General features: G+C 64.8%; 19 protein-coding genes. 9 read left to right on the forward strand and 10 right to left on the reverse strand.

What is annotated here, in order from left to right:
* Positions 1-27 precede the first annotated feature (27 nt).
* The 9 genes from SE92_RS25510 to SE92_RS36090 all read right to left on the reverse strand — a co-directional run bounded on the left by SE92_RS25510 (position 28) and on the right by SE92_RS36090 (position 9,023).
* On the reverse strand, positions 28-1,899 hold the full coding sequence (locus SE92_RS25510; RefSeq protein ID WP_063199570.1) for a bifunctional sugar phosphate isomerase/epimerase/4-hydroxyphenylpyruvate dioxygenase family protein: 1,872 nt from the start codon (positions 1,897-1,899) through the stop codon (positions 28-30).
* Complete coding sequence (locus SE92_RS25515) at positions 1,896-2,633, reverse strand: ABC transporter ATP-binding protein (protein ID WP_063199571.1); 738 nt, start codon at positions 2,631-2,633, stop codon at positions 1,896-1,898. Before SE92_RS25515 ends, SE92_RS25510 begins: the two co-directional genes overlap by 4 nt.
* A gap of 2 nt (positions 2,634-2,635) precedes the next feature.
* The gene (locus SE92_RS25520) at positions 2,636-3,379 is read right to left on the reverse strand and encodes an ABC transporter ATP-binding protein (protein ID WP_063199574.1); all 744 of its coding nucleotides are present in this window, start codon (positions 3,377-3,379) and stop codon (positions 2,636-2,638) included.
* A complete protein-coding gene (locus SE92_RS25525; RefSeq protein WP_063199576.1) occupies positions 3,376-4,374 on the reverse strand; it encodes a branched-chain amino acid ABC transporter permease in 999 nt (332 codons plus the stop codon). Before SE92_RS25525 ends, SE92_RS25520 begins: the two co-directional genes overlap by 4 nt.
* Positions 4,371-5,246: a branched-chain amino acid ABC transporter permease gene (locus SE92_RS25530; RefSeq protein ID WP_063199578.1), complete on the reverse strand. Its 876-nt coding sequence runs from the start codon at positions 5,244-5,246 to the stop codon at positions 4,371-4,373. Before SE92_RS25530 ends, SE92_RS25525 begins: the two co-directional genes overlap by 4 nt.
* Positions 5,247-5,420: 174 nt before the next feature.
* Positions 5,421-6,551, reverse strand: a complete 1,131-nt coding sequence (locus SE92_RS25535; RefSeq protein ID WP_063199581.1) for an ABC transporter substrate-binding protein — start codon at positions 6,549-6,551, stop codon at positions 5,421-5,423.
* 56 nt (positions 6,552-6,607) lie between these two features.
* A complete protein-coding gene (locus tag SE92_RS25540) occupies positions 6,608-7,486 on the reverse strand; it encodes a shikimate dehydrogenase (RefSeq protein WP_063199584.1) in 879 nt (292 codons plus the stop codon).
* A gap of 143 nt (positions 7,487-7,629) precedes the next feature.
* A complete protein-coding gene (locus SE92_RS25545) occupies positions 7,630-8,568 on the reverse strand; it encodes a LysR family transcriptional regulator (protein ID WP_063199587.1) in 939 nt (312 codons plus the stop codon).
* 278 nt (positions 8,569-8,846) lie between these two features.
* Entirely contained in the window at positions 8,847-9,023 is a 177-nt protein-coding gene (locus SE92_RS36090; protein ID WP_157095670.1) for a hypothetical protein, read from the reverse strand.
* Between the two features lie 168 nt (positions 9,024-9,191).
* Between SE92_RS36090 and SE92_RS25550 the strand changes: the two genes are divergently transcribed.
* The 9 genes from SE92_RS25550 to SE92_RS25590 all read left to right on the forward strand — a co-directional run bounded on the left by SE92_RS25550 (position 9,192) and on the right by SE92_RS25590 (position 18,081).
* Positions 9,192-9,929 (forward strand): helix-turn-helix transcriptional regulator, encoded by a 738-nt coding sequence (locus SE92_RS25550; RefSeq protein ID WP_063199589.1) that lies wholly within the window; start codon positions 9,192-9,194, stop codon positions 9,927-9,929.
* Between the two features lie 85 nt (positions 9,930-10,014).
* Positions 10,015-10,674: an acyl-homoserine-lactone synthase gene (locus SE92_RS25555; RefSeq protein WP_063203754.1), complete on the forward strand. Its 660-nt coding sequence runs from the start codon at positions 10,015-10,017 to the stop codon at positions 10,672-10,674.
* 1 nt (position 10,675) lies between these two features.
* On the forward strand, positions 10,676-10,894 hold the full coding sequence (locus tag SE92_RS25560) for a hypothetical protein (protein WP_063199591.1): 219 nt from the start codon (positions 10,676-10,678) through the stop codon (positions 10,892-10,894).
* Positions 10,895-11,338: 444 nt separating this feature from the next.
* Complete coding sequence (locus SE92_RS25565; protein ID WP_063199594.1) at positions 11,339-12,256, forward strand: branched-chain amino acid ABC transporter permease; 918 nt, start codon at positions 11,339-11,341, stop codon at positions 12,254-12,256.
* Positions 12,253-13,197, forward strand: a complete 945-nt coding sequence (locus SE92_RS25570) for a branched-chain amino acid ABC transporter permease (protein WP_063199597.1) — start codon at positions 12,253-12,255, stop codon at positions 13,195-13,197. Before SE92_RS25565 ends, SE92_RS25570 begins: the two co-directional genes overlap by 4 nt.
* The gene (locus tag SE92_RS25575; protein WP_063199599.1) at positions 13,190-13,957 is read left to right on the forward strand and encodes an ABC transporter ATP-binding protein; all 768 of its coding nucleotides are present in this window, start codon (positions 13,190-13,192) and stop codon (positions 13,955-13,957) included. Before SE92_RS25570 ends, SE92_RS25575 begins: the two co-directional genes overlap by 8 nt.
* The gene (locus SE92_RS25580) at positions 13,950-14,663 is read left to right on the forward strand and encodes an ABC transporter ATP-binding protein (RefSeq protein WP_063199602.1); all 714 of its coding nucleotides are present in this window, start codon (positions 13,950-13,952) and stop codon (positions 14,661-14,663) included. Before SE92_RS25575 ends, SE92_RS25580 begins: the two co-directional genes overlap by 8 nt.
* 134 nt (positions 14,664-14,797) lie before the next feature.
* On the forward strand, positions 14,798-15,682 hold the full coding sequence (locus SE92_RS25585; RefSeq protein ID WP_063199605.1) for a helix-turn-helix transcriptional regulator: 885 nt from the start codon (positions 14,798-14,800) through the stop codon (positions 15,680-15,682).
* Positions 15,683-15,792: 110 nt separating this feature from the next.
* Positions 15,793-18,081 carry a TonB-dependent siderophore receptor gene (locus SE92_RS25590; protein ID WP_245324688.1) on the forward strand — a complete coding sequence of 763 codons (2,289 nt, stop codon included), beginning with the start codon at positions 15,793-15,795 and terminating at the stop codon, positions 18,079-18,081.
* Between the two features lie 32 nt (positions 18,082-18,113).
* Here SE92_RS25590 and SE92_RS25595 read toward each other — a convergent pair whose 3' ends face one another.
* The gene (locus SE92_RS25595; protein ID WP_063199607.1) at positions 18,114-19,550 is read right to left on the reverse strand and encodes a glutamine synthetase family protein; all 1,437 of its coding nucleotides are present in this window, start codon (positions 19,548-19,550) and stop codon (positions 18,114-18,116) included.
* Between the last annotated feature and the right edge of the window lie 81 nt (positions 19,551-19,631).

The raw sequence follows: 19,631 nt of genomic DNA on the forward strand, positions 1-19,631 counted from the left end.
CCCACAAGGGGAGAGGGAAAGAGGCACCTACACCCGCGGCATGCTCGCGGGTCGCACTTCGCGCGCTTGCGCTGCCAGCCTGATGCCGGCGTTCGCTGCGCCAAAGCCCTGATAATCCCTGCGCTCGACGATCTCGAAGAAGAACCGCTCGTCGAAGATGTGGGTGTAGACCTGGAAGAACTCGCCGTCGCCCTCGCGGTCGTAGAGAATGTGGTTGGCGCGCAGCTGTGCCATCAGCTCCGGGGTGAGATCGTATTTGGCTTCGATGTCGTCGTAATAATTGTCGGGGATATCGAGAAAATCCGCGCCTCGCTGGCGCATCGCGGCTACCGTCGCAAAGATGTCCCGGCACGAGAACGCGACGTGCTGCACGCCTGATCCGAAGAACTCCGAGATGAAGCGCGCCGGCAGCGTGCGGTTGGCTGAGGAGCCGTTGAGCACGAAGCGCAGGCTCTGGTCTTCGTTGACGATGGCCTGGCTCTGCACGAGGCCGCGGGGGTCCGCGATCTCCATCTGCGGCAGGCGCTTCAGGTCGAGGATGCCGGTGTAGAACAGCAGCCAGGACAGCATCTCGTCATAGGGCATCGACTGCGCGATGTGATCGACCGCGAGCAGCGCGTCGGTGCCCGCATCGCTCGCGACCGGCTCGAAATCGGTGTCCCAGTTCTTGCCGGCCTGATCGAGGAAATAGAGCAGGCTGCCGCCGACGCCGTGGATCGCGGGGATCTCCAGTTCGCCCGGTCCGACCGGCTGATAGAAGGTGCGCGCCTTCAGCATTTCGGCACGCTGCATCGCAAGACCGGCATTGTCGACGTCGAGCGCAATCGCGCAGACACCGGGGCCGTGCGTCACATAATGCGAATGCGCAAAGCCGTCGGTCTCGCTGTTGATGACGAGCTCGACCTTGCCTTGCGTCCAGCGCTCCACAGCCTTGCTGCGATGCTGACCGGTCTTGCGGAAGCCGAGCTGCGAAAACAGGCGGGCGAGGTCTCCGGCTTTGGTCTCGTTGACCGCAAACTCGATGAAGCCGGTGCCGCGGCTCTTCGCCTTCGGCGCCAGCGGCTCGGCGGCGAATTTCGGCCAATCCGGCGCAAGCTGGTCCTCCAGCAGGATCAGCGAGCGCAGGCCATCGAGCGCGGTCTGCGCGGCCGAGCCGGCGCGGAACTGGTCGTTGAAGATCTCCAGCGACAGCGGTCCGGCATAGCCGGTCGCCGCGACAGCCGCCATGAATTCGCCGACCGGCAGATCGCCCTGGCCGGGGAAGGAGCGGAAATGCCGGCTCCACGAGAGAATGTCGAGCTCGAGCTTGGGCGCGTCGGCGAGCTGCACCAGGAAGATCTTGTCGCCGGGGATCGAGGCCATCGCGCGGGTCGGAAGTCCCGGCGCCAGCGCATGAAAGCTGTCGAGGATGATGCCGATCGCTGGATGATCGGCACGTCGCACGATCTCCCAGGCGTCACGATAGTCGTTGACGTGGCGGCCCCAGGCCAGTGCTTCGTAGCCGACCCGCAAGCCCCGTTTGGCGGCATGCTCGCCCAGCTCGCGAAAATCGTCGGCGGCGCGGTCGATGCCGCCGAGCGAGGCAGGCGAGACGTTGGAGCAGATCAGCAGCAGATCGGTGCCGAGCTCCTGCATCAAATCGAACTTCCGCTCCGCGCGGGCAAAATTGCGCGCACGCTGCGGCTCCGGCATGCCCTCGAAATCGCGGAACGGCTGGAACGCAGAGATCTTCAGGTTGAGATCGCCGCAGAGCTTTGCGATGTCGCGCGGGCCTGCGCCGAACGACAGCAGGTCGTTCTCGAAAATCTCGACCGCGTTGAAGCCGGCGGATGCGATGGCGCGGAGCTTCTCGTCGAGGCTGCCTGAGAGCGAGACCGTTGCGATCGAGCGCTTGTTCATGCCGCACTCTCCTCCATGGCGCCGCCAAGAAAGAGCTGGCCGATGCGCGGGTCGTTCAGGATGCGCCTGGCGTCGTCGACCATGCGGGTCTGGCCGAGCTCGAGCACGATGCCGATGTCCGAGATTTCCAGCGCCGAGCGCGCGTTCTGCTCGATCATTAGGATAGTGACGCCGCGGTCGCGCAGGCTCTTGAGGATGTCGAAGGTCTGCTGCACCATCAGCGGCGACAAGCCGATCGAGGGCTCGTCGATCAGCACCAGCTTCGGCTCGAGCAGCAGCGAGCGCGCGATCTCGAGCTGCTTCTGCTCGCCGCCAGATAATGTCGAGGCCTGTTGCGTCGACTTGCGGCGCAGCGCCGGGAACAGATCGAGCGCCGCTTCGATGCGCGCCGGCAGGTCGAGGCCCTTGCCGGCCGAGACGCCGCCCAGCTCGATGTTGCTGCGGACGGACAGCTCCGGAAAGATGTTGCGGCCCTGCGGCACGTAGCAGATGCCGGCATTGAGCAACGCGCGCTGGCTCAGGTTCGTGACGTCGCGGCCGGCGAAGCTGATCTTGCCGTCGCGCAGCTTGAGCAGGCCGAAGATCGCCTTGAACACGGTGGATTTGCCGGCGCCGTTCGGGCCGATGATGGTGGTAATCGTGGCCGCCGGCACCGAGAAAGTGGTGCCGTTCAAGATCGTCATCTTGCCGTAGCCGCCGACGAGATTGTGCACCGAGAGGATCGGATCGCTCATGGTCAATGTCCCAAATAGGCTTCGATCACGGCCGGGTTTTTCCGCACCTCGTCCGGCCGGCCCATCGCCAGCACCTTGCCTTCCGCCATCACCATCACGCGCGAGCACAGCGACATCACGAACTCCATATTGTGCTCGATCACGACGAAGGTCGCGTTCTTCTCGCGGTTGATCGCAACCAGTCTTTCCTTGAGGTCCGCCAGCATCGACGGGTTGACGCCGCCGGCGGGCTCGTCGAGCAGCACGAGGCGCGGGCCGCCCATGAAGGCCATGGCGGCATCGAGCAGCTTCTGCTGGCCGTAGGACAGGCCGCCGGCCGGCTCGTCGGCGAGATGGTCGAGCTTGAAGAAGCCGATCATCTGGTTGGCGGCGTCGGTGAGGCCGGCATCGGAACGGCCGACCAGGCGCGAGGCCATGTTGCCCTGGTGCTCCTGTCCGGCGAGGATCAAATTCTCGCGCACCGAGAGCTTTGGGAACACCTGCAGCAGCTGGAAGGTGCGGCTGACGCCGAGCTTGTTGAGCTCGGCGGGACGCAGCCCGGTGACGAGCTTGCCGTCGAGCTTGACCTCGCCACCACTTGGGGTGAGCTGGCCGAGGATGCAGTTGAACAGCGTGGACTTGCCGCAGCCATTCGGCCCGATCAGGCCGAGGATCTCGCCTTCGCGCACGTCGAAGGAGACGCTGTCGACGGCGCTGATGCCGCCAAAATTCTTCTTGATGTCGGTGACTTCGAGGACCGCACTCATTGCGCCGTCTCCAGGCGGGATTTTGCGACGGCGCGCAATGCGGACGCGGCCTTGGTGCGGCGCTCGGCGAGATAGCGGTCGAGAATTCCCAAAATGCCGGTCGGCGACCAGATCAGCAGCAGCATCACCGCGATCGCGTAGAGCATCAGATAATAGCCCTCCGTGAAGCGCAGCCATTCCGGCAGCAGCACCGCGATCATCGCGCCGAGGAACGGACCGAAATAGAAGCCCGCGCCGCCGACGATCACCATCATCAGGAGATCGAGCGAGAGCGACAGGTTGAACGGCACAGGGTCGATATATTGCGTCAGCGGCGCATAGAGCGCACCGGCGACGCCGCCGAGCGCCGAGCCGATCGCGAAGGCCATCAGCGTGTAACGGCGCGTGTCGATGCCGAGCGATTGCGCGCGCAGCGGGTTTTCGCGCAGCGCCATGAAGGCGCGTCCCCAGGGCGACCGGATCAGCCACCATACCGCGAGCGACACGATCGCGAGCGTGCCGAGGCAGACATAATAGAACGGCAGCGGCTTGTTGGTGGCGATGCCGAAGATGTGCGGGCGCGGGATGTTGGAGATGCCGTAGATGCCGCCGGTGAGCCAGCTCTCATTGCGGAACACCAGGAAGGCGAGGGTGGAGAAGGCCAGCGTGACGAAGGCGAGATAGTGGTGCTGCACGCGCAGCGCGGGATAGCCGAGCACCCAGCCGACCGCGAAGCTCAAGACGATCGCGACGAGGATCGCGGCGGGCAGCGGCCAGCCATGCGTGGTCATGATCGCCGCGGCATAGGCGCCGATGCCGACGAAGGCGCCCTGCGCCAGCGAGACCTGGCCGGCATAGCCGAGCGTGAGGTTCAGCCCCATCGCGGCGATGCTCATCACGGCCCACTGGCTCAGGATGAACAGGCCGTAGCGGTTGAAGTTCATGGGGACGACGATCAGGCCGGCGATGACGGCAAGGCCGAGCGCGATCTTCAGGGGTTTGGCGAAGCCGGTCATACCGTGCGCTCCTCGGCGCGGCCGAGCAATCCTTGCGGCCGGAACAGGATGACGGCGATCAGGAAGATCATCGGCACGGCGGCGCGGTACTGCGTCGAGACATAGGCGGCCGCGAGATTGTCGAGCACGCCGATCAGGAGGCCGCCGGCGATCGCGCCGCGGACCTGGTTGAAGCCGCCGACGATCGCGGCGATGAAGGCGGCCTGGCCCAGCACCTCGCCGGAGGAGAATTTTGCGAGATAGATCGGCGTGATCAGCAGCGAGGCCAGCGCGACCAGGAAAGCGTTGATCAGGAAGGTCAGCAGGATCATGCGCTCCACGGGCACGCCGATGATACGCGCCACCGTCGGGTTCTGCGCCGCCGCCTGCATCTGGTGGCCGAGCGACGTGCGGTTCAGCAGCGTGGTGAGGCCAACCACGGCGAGAATGGCGACGATGAGCACGCCGATGCTCTGCAGCGACACCGCGTGGCCGAAGATGGAGACGTCACCGGTCGGCACGATCGAGGGAAAGGGCGAGGCTTCGGCGCTGAAGAACTGCTTGACGGCTTCCTTGAGGCCAATGGCGAGCGCCATGGTCGCAATCGCCAGCGGCAGCACGCCGTGGCGCATCATGGGATCGACCAGCAGCATCTTGAAGCCGAGGCCGAGAAGGATCATCGAGAGCAGGATGCCGAGGATGATCGCGAGCCAGAACGGCGCGCCGGCGTGCATCGCCGCCAGCATCAGGAACGCCGGCAGCATCACGAACTCGCCTTGCGCGAAATTGATGGTCTGCGAGGTCTGCCACAGCAGCGTGAAGCCGACCGCGACCAGCGCATAGATCGCGCCGGTGGCGAGCCCCGCGACCAGAAGATCGAATAGGTTGGACATGGGTTCTCTTGGATCGTTAGAGGCCGAGCAGACTTGATGCGAATTCAGGCCGATCGCTCCCTCTCCCCGTCCTTACGGGGAGAGGGTGGGGTGAGGGGCTCTCTCCGCGAGCCAAACTCCTCCTCACCCCGACCCTCTCCCCGCGAAGAGCGGGGCGAGGGAGAAGGATAGACCTCACTTCACCTTCGGCAGCACCTGCTTCACGACCTGCTTGCCTTCGACCACCTCGACCAGAAAGCTCTGGCGATCGATGTCGCCGGTGTCGCTGAAGGTGACGTCCATCAGGATGCCCGGCTCGTCCGCGGCCTTGATGGTGAGGCCGTGCAGCGTCTCGGCGAACTTCTTCGGGTCGACCTTGCCCATCTTCTCGGTGGTGGCCTTCACCATGTAGACGGCGAGATAGCCCTTCAGGCCGTTATGGTCGGGGACGTAATTGTACTTCTTGGAGAACTTCTCGCGGAACGCCTTGATCAAATCGACCGGCGCATCCGTGGTGAGGCCGACATGGCCGCGTGCGCCGTTGGCGGCATCGCCGGCGAGCTCGATCACCTTCTGGCCGATCAGCGTGGTCTCGCCCATCAGCGGTGCGGTGACGCCCTGGCGCTTCAGCTCTTTCAGGATGCGCGCGCTCTCTTCCTCGTTGAGATAGACGAACACGGCATCGGGATTGGCCGCCTTGATCTTGCCGACGTCAGCAGCGAAGTCGGCCTGGCCCGCTTCGGTCGAGAGATCGGCGACGACCTTGGAGCCGAGCCGCTCGAGCTCCTTGGTCACCATGTCGCGGCCGCCGCGGCCGAAATCGTTGTTGACCCAGACCACCGCGACCGTCTTCGCCTTCATGTCGTCGTGGATGTATTTTGCGACCTTCGGCATAGAGGATTGCTGGCCGAAGGAAGTGCGGAACAGAAACTTGTTGCCGGCCTGCGTCAGCTCGGCGGCCTCGCCGCCCATGATCTGCGCGATGCCGGCTTCGGCCGCCAGCGGCGCCGTCACCTTCACCGAGCCGGAATAGCCGGGGCCGAGCAGCACATAGGGCTCGGCATCGAGCGCCTTCTGCACCTGGGCGCGCGCCACGCCCGGGTTGGACTGCGAGTCGGCGTGGGTGACTTCCAGCTTGCGGCCGAGCACGCCGCCCTTGGCGTTGATCTCCTCGATCGCGAGGTCGATGCCGTTCTTCCAATTGGTGCCGACGGTGGCGCCGCCGCCGGAGAGCTCGGCGACATCGGCGAGCTTGATCGCCTGGGCAAAGGCGCTGGTGGCCGTCAGGGCGGTGAGCAGCGCGCCCACCATTAGCGTTGATTTCATCGTCGTCTCCTCACGTTTCAAGTTTTGCAAGCGGCCTTGTATCCGGCCGCTTTGTCTCAAGCTGCCTGATAGGCGGCGCTGCGCGCAGCCATCACGGCATCGAAAGCCTCTCCCATGACGTCAGTCGATGGGGCAAGGCCGGTGAACAGTTCGAAGGCGTCGGCGGCCTGGTAGATCGCGAGCTCGCGACCGGTCATGATCCGAGCGCCTTTCTCTCGCGCTGCGGCGAGCAGCGGCGTGATCAGCGGCGAATAGACGGCGTCGGCGACCCACAGGTCTGCCCTGAGCAGTGCCGCCGGCACCGGCGTGTCCCGGTTCGGCAGCATGCCGACCGGCGTGCCGTTGACGAGGCCGGTTGCGCCGGCAAGCGCATCCTCGACGCTTCGGGCCACCCGCGCGCCACCGTGCGGGGCCAGCAGCGTCGCAAGCTTTTCCGCTCGCGCCGGCTCGCTGTCGAAGATGCGGAGGTCAGCCACTTTCAGGTTCGCCAGCGCAAAGGCGATCGCCTTGCCGACGCCGCCGGTGCCGATCACGGCCACCGCGTTTCCAGTGCGCGCCAGCAGCGGGGCGACGGCACGCGCAAAGCCGGTCGTATCGGTGTTGTGGCCGATCAGCCTGTTATCCCTGACGACGACGGTATTGACCGCGGCCATGGTCGCCGCAGCCGGCGCCAGTTCGTCGAGCAGCGGGACCACCGCCTCCTTGTAGGGAAAGGTGACATTGACGCCGGCAAAGCCGAGCCGCCGCACGCCTTCGAGCATCATGCGCAGCCCCGACGCGTCAGCCCCCGCGACCTCGATGAGCTGGTAGTGACCGCGCAGGCCGAGCGCCTCGGCGGCGCGCTCATGCATGGCGGGAGACGCGGAGTGCGCGATCGGCGCGCCGATCAGGCCGGTGAGGAGCTTCTGGCTGGCGGCGTATCCGCGCTTCGACATGGTTCGCTATCGTCTCAAAAGGAGCGTTCTGTCCCGGTCATTAGCGGGGAAACCCGCGCAATTCCAAGGGGCTTCCTGACCCGACGATAGTCTTTCCCAAGGCTAACACAATTACCCTTTTATGTGGTGAACCTAACATTATGTTATTTCTTCCGGCCGCGTCCCGGCGCGATCTTGCCGCGGCCGCGGGACGGCTCGACCGCCTGCATCTCGGCGCGCAGCGCTGCGATGAAGGCCTCCGCATGGAGCGACAGCGGCGCGCCGCGCTTGACCGCGATATAGGTGTCGAACCGCGTCGGCTCGGCGATCTTGAGCAACTCGATCCCGGGATAGCCGCCATGGGCCACGGTGAACTGGTCGATGATGGCGATGCCGAGGCCGGCCTTCACCAGCGCGCAGACCGTGGTGCCGAAGCGCGCGCGGATGGTGATGTTGTAGTCGAGCCGGTGGCGCGCGAAGATCTCGGCCATGATGCGGCCGTAGGGATCGTTGGGGTCGATGCCGATCAAGGGATAGCGGGTGATCTCGGCGGCCGAGACCTGCTTGCGGCCGGCGAGCTCGTGGCCCGGCGGCACGATGCAGTACAATTCGCCCGAGGCCAGCGGCATGAAGTCGAGCGCGGAATGCTCCAGCCGATAGCTCATCGCAACGCACTCGCCGCGGCCGAGCATGAGATAGTCGATGGCCTCCTCGAGCTTGAGGATGTTGATGTCGATGCCGAGGTCGGGATAGCGGCGGCGCACGCGCTCGATCGCGCGCGGCACCATCACCTGCGAGATGCTCGGCACCGAACCGATGCGCAGTTCGGAGAGGCCGCCACGGCCGATCTTGGAGATGATCTCGGAGAGGTCGTCGACCTTCTTGTAGACGCCGTTGATCTGCTCGAAGATGTTCTCGGCTTCCGGCGTCGGGAAGTAACGCCCGTTCTGGCGCTGGAAGAAACGGATGCCGAGGGAGCGCTCGGTGTATTTGACGAGGCGGCTGATCCCCGGCGCCGAGACGTTGAGCAGCTTGGCCGCGCCGCCGATGGTGCCCGTCACCATCACGGCACGGATCACTTCCACCTGGCGCAGCGTCATCATGCTGTTTGCGTCCGAAAGAGGATCGTGGCGGCGACCTCTCCCCTCTCCCCTTGTGGGAGAGGGTGGATCGCCGCGCAGCGGCGAGACGGGTGAGGGGTTCTCTCCGCGAATGATCCTGTCGCAGTGAGTGCGCGGAGAGAACCCCTCATCCGGCGCTTCGCGCCACCTTCTCCCACAAGGGGCGAAGGGAAAGCAACTTTACGGTCGGAATGTTTCGATTAAAATCAGCGTGTTCGAGTGCAAGGGCGTCGCGGAGCGCGTAACGCCGCAACTGCGCTCTAGCTCGCCGGGCCCTCGGGCAAGCGGCTGTCGGCCAGCTCTGCACGCTCGCTTTGCAGCACCTTGCGCGCGAACTCGATGATCTTCTGCTTGTTTGCCGTTTCGCGGACGGCGAAAAACACGCGGTTCAATTCCAGGCCGAGCACGCTGTTGAGGGCGATGTCCTCGTCTTCCATCGTGAGTTTCCCGCTGCAGACGCTTCAGGTGTATCGTGACGCCCATTCTGCCACAAGTAGATTAAATCTTCAGGCGGACGGAATACCGGCAAACTACGGGGAGCAGCGAATTGAGGCAGTCCCCAAATACGTGCTATATGCGAGGGCGAAGGTCAGGAAACGTACCGAATGTCCGCCGTTGATGCCGTTGATTATGGCCGCGAGGCGCTCGACTTCATCGAAGGGCTCGGAGCCTATACCAAGGTTCCGGATGCCATGGACGCGCTCGCGACCGCGTTCGGCCGGTACGGCTTCGAACATATCATCGTGACGGGCTTGCCGAATCCCGAGCAGCGCTTTTCCCAGATGGTGCTGGCCAAGAAATGGCCGGCGGAGTGGTTCAGCCTCTACACCCAGAAAAGCTACGACCGCGTCGATCCCGTGATCCGCAAATGCCGGCAGACGGTGAACCCGTTCGAGTGGTCTGAAGCCCCGTACGATCCGGATTCGGAGCCGGGCGCGGTGGAAGTGATGCGGCGCGCCGCCGACTTCCGCATGTCGCGCGGCTTCGTCGTGCCGATCCACGGCCTGACCGGCTACGAGGCCGGCGTCTCGCTCGGCGGCGTCCACCTCGACCTCAATGCGCGCAGCAAGCCGGCACTGCACCTGATCGGGATGTACGGCTTCGATCACATTCGCCGTCTGCTCGATCCGACGCCGCATCCGTCGATGCGCCTGACGCCCCGCGAGCGCGAGGCGCTCGCCTGGGCCTCGCAAGGCAAGTCAGCCTGGGAGATCGGCGAGATCCTGCACATCACGCAACGCACCGCCGAAGAGCATCTTGCAACTGCCGCGCGCAAGCTCGGTGCGGTCAACCGGACGCATGCGGTCGCGATCGCGATCCGCCACAGAATCATCAATCCCTGAAATATTCGGCTACTGGGAAATTTCCCAATAGTCGGCTCGGCCGTTTTCGCTGAGGTTTCCCCCATTGCGAGCCATGGGGGAGTTCATGATTCATGTGATTTCGGCCGTCAATCGGCACCTCTACGAGGACGTCCTCGAACAGCATTTCCGGATCCGCCACGAGATATTCGTCGAGGAACGGAAATGGGAAGCGTTGCGCAAGCCTGACGGACGCGAGATCGACACCTACGACAATGACGACGCGGTCTATCTGCTGGCGCTGGAGAACCGCCGGGTGCTCGGCGGCTCGCGCCTGTATCCCACCACCAGGCCGACGATGATCAGCGAGGTGTTCCCGCATCTCGCGTCTGTGCGCGGTTGTCCGTCGGACCCTCTGATCTGGGAATGGTCGCGCTTCTTCGTCTCGCGCGAGCGCCGTGACGGCTTGTTCAATCTGCAATTGATGGCGGCGGCGCAGGAGTTCTGCCTGGAGCAGGGCATTGAGCGGCTTTGTCTCGTCATGGAGACCTGGTGGCTGCCGCGGTTCCACGATATCGGATTCGTCGTCACGCCGCTGGGATTGCCGGCACTGGTGGAAAATTCCTGGACCATGGCGGCGACGATCGAGATCCGTCAGGAGTCGCTCGATGTCGTGCGCGACCGGATCGGGATGACGAGCGTGGTCCAGCAGGACGGTCCGCGGATCGACTGTATCGCCCGTGCCAACCTCTGCGGCGCTGCTGCCGCGCAACGAAAGAGCGCCTGAGATGTCGAACATGATGCGGGACAACCAGATCATGGCGCAGACCAGGGACGAGAATCTCGGCTACATGTCCGACATGGCGCTCGAGCTGGCGCAGATGGCGGAAGACACCGGACTGGCGACGCTCGCCTATCTGTTCCGGATGGCGGCGCTGGAGGCCTCGACGGCCAACAGCGTGCTCGCCGAGCCGGATGACCTTCCCCAGCAGATGACGTCGCACTAGACGCATCCAGGGAGCCGAAGATTGCAGCACCCTCCTCCGGCAACGGGGGAGGGTGATCGCATTCATGCAACAGAGGTCTTCATGAACCGGGCTTGTCCCGGCCATCCACATCTCACCGCGCGGCACGAAGAAATTGGATGCGCGGGCCTTCGCCGCGCCGAAGCGGCTTCGGCCGCGCAGGCGGGACAAGCCCGGGCATGACGAGGTGCGGCAGGTTGCCCCAGCCCGGCGCGGCAGCCTTCTTGCAAGGTCATTTTGCAAGGTCATTTTGATCGCATGCACCGGCATGCAACAAAGTGCATGTTTGGTGTCGAATCGCTCTTGCCTCGGAACGATACTGCCATTACCCATTTTTCCGCCTTGAACAGGCAGGGGGAGCTCTTTCACTGATGGCGACTGTGTTCGAACATCGGCGCGCGTCCGTATGCGCCTGAAAGAGTCCTGATGCTGCTCGTCGTCGAACAGTTCTTGAACGGATTGCAGTTCGGCCTGCTGCTGTTCCTGCTCGCCGCCGGCCTGACGCTGGTGTTCGGGATCATGGATCTCGTCAACCTTGCGCACGGCTCGCTCTACATGATGGGCGCCTATTTCGCCGCGACCTTCGCGGCGTGGACTGGCAGCTTCCTGCTCGGCGCGCTGCTGGCGCTCGGCGCGACGCTGGTGCTCGGCATCGTGCTGGAGATGAGCGCGCTGCGGCATCTTTACGGCCGCGATCATCTCGACCACGTGCTCGCGACCTTCGGCCTGATCCTGTTCTTCAACGAAGCCGTGCGGCTGATCTGGGGGCCGGCGGGCCTCGCGCTGCCGCTGCCGGTCTGGCTCACCGTGCCGGTGCCGATCCTGCCCGGCATCCACTATCCCGCCTATCGCCTCGCCATCATCGCTGTCGCGCTCTTGGTCGCGCTGCTGCTTTATCTCGGCGTGATGCGCACCCGCATCGGCATGCTGATCCGCGCCGGCGCCTCCAACCGCGAGATGATCGGTGCCCTCGGCATCAACATCAAGCTGCTCTACACGCTGGTGTTCGGCTTGGGAGCCGCGCTTGCAGGATTGGCTGGGCTGATGCAGGCGCCGATCCTCACCGTGCAGATCGGCATGGGCGAGAACATCCTGATCCTCGCCTTCGTCATCATCGTGATCGGCGGCATCGGCTCGATCCGCGGCGCCTTCCTCGCCGCGATCTTCGTCGGCATGATCGACACGCTCGGCCGCGCCTTCCTGCCCAATTTGCTACGGCAGGTGCTGAGTGGCGCCGCCGCCTCCACCGCCGCACCCGCATTGTCGTCCATGCTGATCTATCTCCTGATGGCGATCGTGCTGGTGGTCCGGCCGGAGGGGCTGTTTCCGGCCAACCGTCGATGAAGGCTTTCACGGTGAGCAAGGCCGTCACGGCCCTGATGCTGGCGGGCCTCGTGCTGTTGCCGCTCTATTCGCATCTGTCCGGCAACATCTTCATCCTGACGCTGTTCACCCGCATCGTCATCCTGGCGCTGGCCGCGGCAAGCCTCAACCTCATCATGGGTTTCGGCGGCATGATGAGCTTCGGCCACGCCGCCTATCTCGGCATCGGCGGCTACGCGGTCGGCATGCTGGCGCAGGAAGGCGTCGGGAGCGGCTTCATCCAGTTTCCGGTCGCGCTCGCGGCCTCCGCGCTCTACGCCCTCGTGATCGGCGCGCTCTCACTTCGCACCCGCGGCGTCTATTTCATCATGATCACGCTCGCCTTCGCGCAGATGGCCTATTACGTCGCCTCGGGCCTTGCGCGTTACGGCGGCGACGATGGCCTCACCGTGTACAAGCGCAGCGACTTCTCCGGGCTGATCGATCTCGGCAACCGCACGCAATTCTATTATCTCTGCCTCGCCTGCCTGTTCGGCGTGATCTTCCTGATCTGGCGCATCGTCAATTCGCGCTTCGGCCTCGTCGTGCAGGGGTTGCGCTCCAACGAGCAGCGCATGCAGGCGATCGGCTTTCCCGCAAAACGCTACCAGCTGGTCTGCTTCGTCATCTCGGGCACCATGTGCGGCCTCGCCGGCGCGCTGCTCGCCAACAACACCGATTTCGTCAGCCCGGCCGTGATGTACTGGACCCGTTCCGGTGACCTCATGGTGATGGTGATCCTCGGCGGCATGGGCACGCTGTTCGGCCCTGTGATGGGCGCGGTGGTGTTCCTGCTGCTCGAAGAATTCCTGTCGCAGATCACCGAATATTGGGCGCTGATCATGGGGCCGCTCTTGCTGCTCATCGTCCTGTTCGGGCGCGGCGGCATCATGGGCATGCTCGGGAGGGCCGGCCGTGGCTGAACCGCTGCTCCGCGTCGAAAAGCTGGTGCGCCGTTTCGGCGGCATCATCGCCACCGACAACGTCTCGCTCGACGTCGCGGCGGGCGAGCTGCACGCCATCATCGGCCCGAACGGCGCCGGCAAGACCACGCTGATCAGCCAGCTGACCGGGCATCTCGAACCGCATTCCGGCAGCGTCTCGCTGGGGGGGCGCGATATCACCTATCTTCCGGCCTATCGCCGCTGCGCGCTGGGCCTTGCCCGCTCGTTCCAGATCACCTCGCTGCTGCTCGATTTCACCGCCGCCGACAATGTCGCGCTGGCGGCGCAGGCCCATGCCGGCACCTCGTTCCGTTTCTTCGCCGATGCGCGCAAGGAGAAGGGCCTGCGCGATGCCGCGCACGCCGCGCTCGACCGCGTTGGCCTCGCTCATCGCGCCGACGTGCTGGTGTCGAAGCTCAGCCATGGCGAGCGGCGCCAGATCGAGCTTGCGGTCGCGCTCGCCAGCAAGCCGAAACTGCTGCTGCTCGACGAGCCCATGGCCGGTCTCGGCGTCACCGAATCCCAGGGCATGGTGAAGCTGCTCCAGGAGCTGCGGAAAGAGGTCTCGATCGTGCTGGTCGAGCACGACATGCCGGCGGTGTTCGCGCTCGCCGACCGCATCTCGGTGCTGGTCTATGGCCGCGTCATCGCCTCCGGCGATCCCGCTGCGATCCGGGCCAACGAGGACGTCAAGCGCGCCTATCTCGGCGACCAGCACGTGGTGACGCATCATGGCTGACACGCTGCTGGACGTCGACGGCATCGAGACCTGCTACGGCCTCTCCCAGGTGCTGTTCGGCCTGTCGCTGTCGATCAAGCCGGGCGAGATGGTTTCGCTGATGGGCCGCAACGGCATGGGCAAGACCACGACCATCCGCTCCATCATGGGCCTGACCCCGGCACGCGCCGGCAGCATCCGTTTCGCGGGCACCGAGGTCAGGCAGCTTCCGTCCTACCGGATCGCGAAGCTCGGCATCGGGCTCGTTCCCGAGGGACGCCAGATCTTCCCGAACCTCACGGTGCGTGAAAACCTGGTCGCGGCCGCGGCGGATCGCTTCGACAGCCCCAATCCCTGGACACTCGCCGCGATCTACGTGCTGTTTCCGCGCCTCGCCGAGCGCGCGGCCAACATGGGCAACCAGCTCTCCGGCGGCGAGCAGCAGATGCTCGCGATCGGCCGCGCGCTGATGACCAACCCGAAGCTGCTCATTCTGGACGAAGCGACGGAAGGGCTCGCACCACTGATCCGCGAAGAGATCTGGCACTGCCTGTCGCTGCTCAAGAGCCGGGGGCAGTCGATCCTGGTCGTCGACAAGAACGTCGACCACCTCGCCCGTATCTGCGATCGACACTTCATCATCGAGCGCGGCAAGACGGTGTGGAGCGGCACCTCGGACGAGCTGATGGCCGAGCCGGATCTGCAGCACAAATATCTGGGGATCTGAGGCGTTCGTCGCCCTCGCGCGCAGCGCAAAGCCTCTTCGAGCAAATCCAGTTTCGAAATCCTCCAAACTGCGCGCTGAGCCCTTGAGCGCGCCGTCGTCAGCCGTCAAAGAAGCCGCTGCGTAAGCGGAATTCGATGCGGGACTTTTACGATCAAATAGTCGGGCGGCTTCAAGACGACATCGGTTCCGCACAGCCCGACGCTTCGACGGCGGGCCAATGGCTGGATTTTCCGGGCTGCGTGTTTGTCAGGGGCGAATTCCGCGCTGAGTCCGACGGCCCTGCGATCGCAGCTTCGGGCCTGTTCATCTCCGTGGCATTCGACGAGAGCGCTGGCCGCGGCATTCTGACACGCGCGGCCAGCGGCGAAAGGCAGATGACGGCAATTGCCGTGCGCGAAGATCGCGCTGTGGAACGCGCGGCACGCTGTGGCGATCGTCCTGCCATCGGCCTTGCTCTTCCCAAGGCATCCATCTTTGAGCTTGGACTGGGCGACGCCTTTCAGGCGCTGTTCAAAGACGACGGGGCAGGCACGGCCGTCATCTCTTTGACGGCATCGCCACGCATCGAGGCCGTCGCGGCGGAGATGTTCTCTCCGCCGGTCGCGGGACATGCAGGTCGATTGTTGCTGTCCGCGCACGCCGCCGAGGTCATCGTCCACGCCTTGTTCAGCGAGCGCGGCCGGATTGCGGTCGATCCCGCTACCGACCTGCAACGGATGCGGCTGCAATCGGTCAAAGAACGGATGGATGCCGATCTCGCCTACCCCTGGAGCATCGACGAGCTGGCGCGGAGCGCAGGGCTGAGCCGCAGGTCCTTCAACCAGAAATTCCAGATGGCGCATGGCGCGAGCGCAATCGATTATTTGCGCGCGCAGCGACTCGATGCCGCACGTGCCCTTCTGATTCACCAGCGCTTGTCGGTCTCCGAAGCGGCCTATCGGGTCGGCTATGCCCATCCGGCCAATTTCGCCACGGCGTTCCGCAGGCGTTTCGGCCATTCGCCGAAGCGCTGCCAGTAAACTCGAAAGCCTCCACGCGCGATCAAAGGTGATTTGCGCACGCGCAAAGGCGGCGCGCGCCTCGATCTGATTACTCCCGGGTTGTTCAAATACGGAGCTTGGGAAAGACGATGAGGCGCAACGACGGGCAGGTGCCCGGCTGGGAACAAATGATGAAGGCCAGCCTGGGCATGGCTGGCTTGGGTATGGTGTTGCACGCGACGCCCTCGTTTGCACAGGTTTCCGGAACCAGTTCGACATCGACGGCGGCGACATTGCCGCCTGTCACGGTCGAGGCGCCGAACCAGGTGCGTCCGCGCGCCCAATCGGCCCAGCGCACCTCGCAATCGCAGCGTGGCCGCGCCACGCCGCGCAATTCCGCAGCCGGGCAAACCAGAAACCCGAATACGCGCGAGGCAGGTAGCGGCCTCGCCAATGCGTCGAGCGAGAGCAGCTATGTTGCGAGCGGCAGCTCGGCGGGCACGAAGACGAACACGCCGTTGCTGGAGACGCCGCAGTCGATCTCGGTGGTGACGCGCAAGGAGCTCAACGATCGCGCGGTCCAGACGCTGACCGAGGCCGTCGGCTATCAACCGGGCGTCCGCATCGATGCCTCCGGCTACGATCCGCGCTTTGACGCCATCGCGATCCGCGGCTTCGACGTCACCTACAACGGCGTCTATCTCGACGGCCTGCGGCTCGTCGGCGCCGGCCTCAGCGTGTTCAAGACCGAGCCCTATGGCGCCGACAGCATCACCGTGGTGCGCGGACCGAGCTCGGCGCTCTACGGCCTCGGCTCGCCCGGCGGACTGATCGACCTGCAGAGCAAGCTGCCGACCAGCCAGCCGTTCCACGAGGTGCAGACGCTGTTCGGCGACCGCGAGCGTGCGCAGGGCAATTTCGATTTTTCGGGGCCGATCGATCCCAACGGCCAGTTCTCGTATCGGCTGACCGGCGTGGTGCGCGACGCCGATCTGTTCGTGCCAGGCGGCAAGGACAATCGCACCTATATCGCTCCGGCCGTCACCTGGAAACCGGATCAGTCGACGACCCTGACGATTCTCGGCGCCTACCAGAAATCGAAGACGCCCGGGTCGATGTTCACCTACTCGTCGGGCACCGGCACGACCACCGACATCTTCACCGGCAGCCCGTCCTACAATTCGCTCGATCAGGAGCAGGGACGCGTCGGTTATCTGTTCGAGCATGCGTTCAACAACGCCGTGACCGTTCGCCAGAAATTCCGCTACGTCGATGTCGACGCGGTCACCCGCTATGTCGGTTTTCTCGGCGCGCCCGTCGGCAATGTCGTCTCGCGCTACACCGGCTACGTCCACGACACCCTGCAATCGGCCATCATCGACAACCAGGTGGAGGCCAAGCTCTCCACCGGCCCCGTGCAGCACACGTTCCTGGTCGGCACCGACTACACGTCGTCGAAATTCAACGACAAGCAGGGATTTGGCTTCGGCGTCTCCGATCTCAATCTGGCCGCCCCGGCCTATGTGCCCGAATCGATTCCGGATCCCGCGATCTCCTCCTCGACGCGGCAGCGGCAGACCCAGTCCGGCGTCTACATCCAGGACCAGGCCAGACTCGATCACTGGATCCTGACGCTGAGCGGTCGCAGCGACTGGGTGCGCACCACCGGTGAGGATCTGTTCGCGCTGACGCGGCAGCAGCAATCCGATCAGGCCTATAGCGGCCGAGCCGGGCTCACCTACGTGTTCGATTCCGGAGTTGCGCCCTACGTCGCCTATTCGACCTCGTTCTTTCCCAATCTCGGCGTCGATCCCTCCGGCGCCTTTTTCAAGCCCACCACCGGCGAGCAGACCGAGATCGGCGTCAAATATCAGCCGCTGGGGACGCGGAGTTTCGTCACCGCTGCATTGTTCGACCTGACCCAGACCGGCGGTCTCGTAACGACGGGAACGGGCATCACGGTCCAGCGCGGCGAGATCCAAAGCCGCGGCTTCGAACTGCAGGGGCTGGCGAGCCTCGGCGGCGGCTTCGACATCACCGCGTCCTATACCTATCTCGACATGGTCACCAAGCAGGCCGGAGACAGCGCGCTGATCGGTAAGTTTCCATCAGGCAATCCGCCGCACACCGCGACGCTGTGGGCGAACTACGCGCTGCCGCTGGCAGGCCCGTTCGCAGGACTGAGCCTCGGCGCCGGCGCGCGCTACATGTCCTCGAACTATGGCGACGATCTCAACACGTTCAAGAACAGCTCGGTGACCCTGGTCGACGCAGCGCTGAAATATGATTTCGGCCAGGCGGCGAAGGAGCTGAAGGGCCTCTCGTTCCAGGTCAACGCCAAGAACCTGTTCAACCTGCACTACACGACGTGCCAGGTCGGCTATTGCTACCGCGGCGCCCCGCTGACCGTCATCGCGACGCTCGGCTATCGCTGGTGAAAAGACCTTCGAGGTGTGTTCTGCCCGCAGGTTCAGAACACCTCGAAATATTCGCGGTGCTCCCAATCCGTCACCTCGCTCAGGAAGCGGTCGATCTCGGCGTTCTTGATGTGGGTGTAATAATCGACGAACTCCGCCCCGAGCTTCTCGCGGAAGAACGGATCGTCCTTCAGTGCCGAGACCGCATCGCGCAAGCTCTTCGGCAGCAGCGGGGCCTTGGTCTCGTAGGGCGTGTCGGCCGAGGGGCCGGGATCGAGCTTGCGGTCGACGCCGTCGAGGCCCGAGAGAATCTGCGAGGCCATGTAGAGATAGGGATTGGCGGCGGGCTCGCCGATGCGGTTCTCCAGGCGCGTTGCGGCATCGCCTGCGCCGCCGAGCACGCGGATCATCACGCCGCGATTGTCGCGGCCCCAGATCGCGCGGTCCGGTGCCAGCGAGTAGGAGCGATAGCGCTTGTAGCCGTTGATGGTCGGGGTGGTGAACACAGTGGAGGCGCGGGCGTGGTCGAGCAGGCCGGCGAGCCAGGCCTTGCCGAACGCGCTGAGCGGCTCGCTGCCGTCCTTCGCCATGAACTGGTTCTCACCGCTCGCGCGCGAGACGACCGACTGATGCAGGTGCCAGCCGCTGGCGAACACGTTCGGCAGTTTCGGCCGGCACATGAAGGTGGCGTGATAGCCGTGGCGCCGCGCGATCTGCTTCACGGCGCTGCGGAACAGCACCATGTTGTCGGCGGGCTCCAGGCCCTTCTTCGGCGCGAAGGTGAATTCGCACTGGCTCGGACCGAACTCGACCTCGACCGAGCGCAGCGGCAGGCCGAGCGCGACGATGTCGCGACGCAAGATCTCCAGCACCGGCTCCATCTGGTCGAAGCGCTGTTCGGTGAGATATTGATAGCCGTGGCTGAGCAGGCTCACCGACGGCGGCGTGCCCGGCTGGCCCGCGTCCTCAGCGCGCATATGCGGATCGTCGAGCCTGAAGATGTGGAATTCGACTTCGAGCCCCGCGACGAAATCGTGGCCGCGGCCCGCGAGCTCGTCGAGCACCTTTCGATACAGCGAGCGCGTTGCGAACGGCACCGGGCGGCCGTCGCCAAAATACAGGTCGCACAGCACCCAGCCCGTCGTCGGCGCCCAGGGCAACACGCGAAACGTGGTGGGGTCGGCGACCATCAGCACGTCGGCTGCGCCTTCCATCTCCTTCATGCCGAAACCGCCGCCCGCGGTGAACACCGGAAACACCGTGCGGTGCGAGGTGTCCTTCGCCAGCATGGTGGTGGTGATGGAGCAGCCGCTCTCCAGCGAGGCGATCGCTTCGCTGGCGACGATGGTCTTGCCGCGCAAAATGCCGTGCTGGTCGGGGAAGGCGAGGCGGATGACCTCGAGGTTCTTCTCTTCGACGAGGCGGCGCATCCGCGCCGCGGCGTCCTTCTGCTCATCCGACCACAGCGCATGACGCGCGACGAAAGTCACTTCATCACTCCCTCAACTGCCGTAGGGTGGGCAAAGCGAAGCGTGCCCACCGTCTCTATCGTCCGAGCAGAAACATGGTGG

The organism is Bradyrhizobium sp. AT1 (assembly GCF_001590795.1).
In the GTDB taxonomy this organism is placed as follows: Bacteria; Pseudomonadota; Alphaproteobacteria; order Rhizobiales; family Xanthobacteraceae; genus Bradyrhizobium.

What these genes read in the sequence shown, in the direction of transcription:
- SE92_RS25580 (WP_063199602.1), top strand. Translation starts at nt 13,950, where the DNA reads ATGGCTGACACGCTGCTGGACGTCGACGGCATCGAGACCTGCTACGGC.
- SE92_RS25590 (WP_245324688.1), top strand. Translation starts at nt 15,793, where the DNA reads ATGAGGCGCAACGACGGGCAGGTGCCCGGCTGGGAACAAATGATGAAG.
- SE92_RS25530 (WP_063199578.1), bottom strand. Translation starts at nt 5,246, where the DNA reads ATGTCCAACCTATTCGATCTTCTGGTCGCGGGGCTCGCCACCGGCGCG.
- SE92_RS25550 (WP_063199589.1), top strand. Translation starts at nt 9,192, where the DNA reads ATGTCCGCCGTTGATGCCGTTGATTATGGCCGCGAGGCGCTCGACTTC.
- SE92_RS25510 (WP_063199570.1), bottom strand. Translation starts at nt 1,899, where the DNA reads ATGAACAAGCGCTCGATCGCAACGGTCTCGCTCTCAGGCAGCCTCGAC.
- SE92_RS25525 (WP_063199576.1), bottom strand. Translation starts at nt 4,374, where the DNA reads ATGACCGGCTTCGCCAAACCCCTGAAGATCGCGCTCGGCCTTGCCGTC.
- SE92_RS25540 (WP_063199584.1), bottom strand. Translation starts at nt 7,486, where the DNA reads ATGTCGAAGCGCGGATACGCCGCCAGCCAGAAGCTCCTCACCGGCCTG.
- SE92_RS25585 (WP_063199605.1), top strand. Translation starts at nt 14,798, where the DNA reads ATGCGGGACTTTTACGATCAAATAGTCGGGCGGCTTCAAGACGACATC.
- SE92_RS25545 (WP_063199587.1), bottom strand. Translation starts at nt 8,568, where the DNA reads ATGATGACGCTGCGCCAGGTGGAAGTGATCCGTGCCGTGATGGTGACG.
- SE92_RS25560 (WP_063199591.1), top strand. Translation starts at nt 10,676, where the DNA reads ATGTCGAACATGATGCGGGACAACCAGATCATGGCGCAGACCAGGGAC.
- SE92_RS25565 (WP_063199594.1), top strand. Translation starts at nt 11,339, where the DNA reads ATGCTGCTCGTCGTCGAACAGTTCTTGAACGGATTGCAGTTCGGCCTG.
- SE92_RS25555 (WP_063203754.1), top strand. Translation starts at nt 10,015, where the DNA reads ATGATTCATGTGATTTCGGCCGTCAATCGGCACCTCTACGAGGACGTC.
- SE92_RS25570 (WP_063199597.1), top strand. Translation starts at nt 12,253, where the DNA reads ATGAAGGCTTTCACGGTGAGCAAGGCCGTCACGGCCCTGATGCTGGCG.
- SE92_RS25520 (WP_063199574.1), bottom strand. Translation starts at nt 3,379, where the DNA reads ATGAGTGCGGTCCTCGAAGTCACCGACATCAAGAAGAATTTTGGCGGC.
- SE92_RS25515 (WP_063199571.1), bottom strand. Translation starts at nt 2,633, where the DNA reads ATGAGCGATCCGATCCTCTCGGTGCACAATCTCGTCGGCGGCTACGGC.
- SE92_RS36090 (WP_157095670.1), bottom strand. Translation starts at nt 9,023, where the DNA reads ATGGAAGACGAGGACATCGCCCTCAACAGCGTGCTCGGCCTGGAATTG.
- SE92_RS25535 (WP_063199581.1), bottom strand. Translation starts at nt 6,551, where the DNA reads ATGAAATCAACGCTAATGGTGGGCGCGCTGCTCACCGCCCTGACGGCC.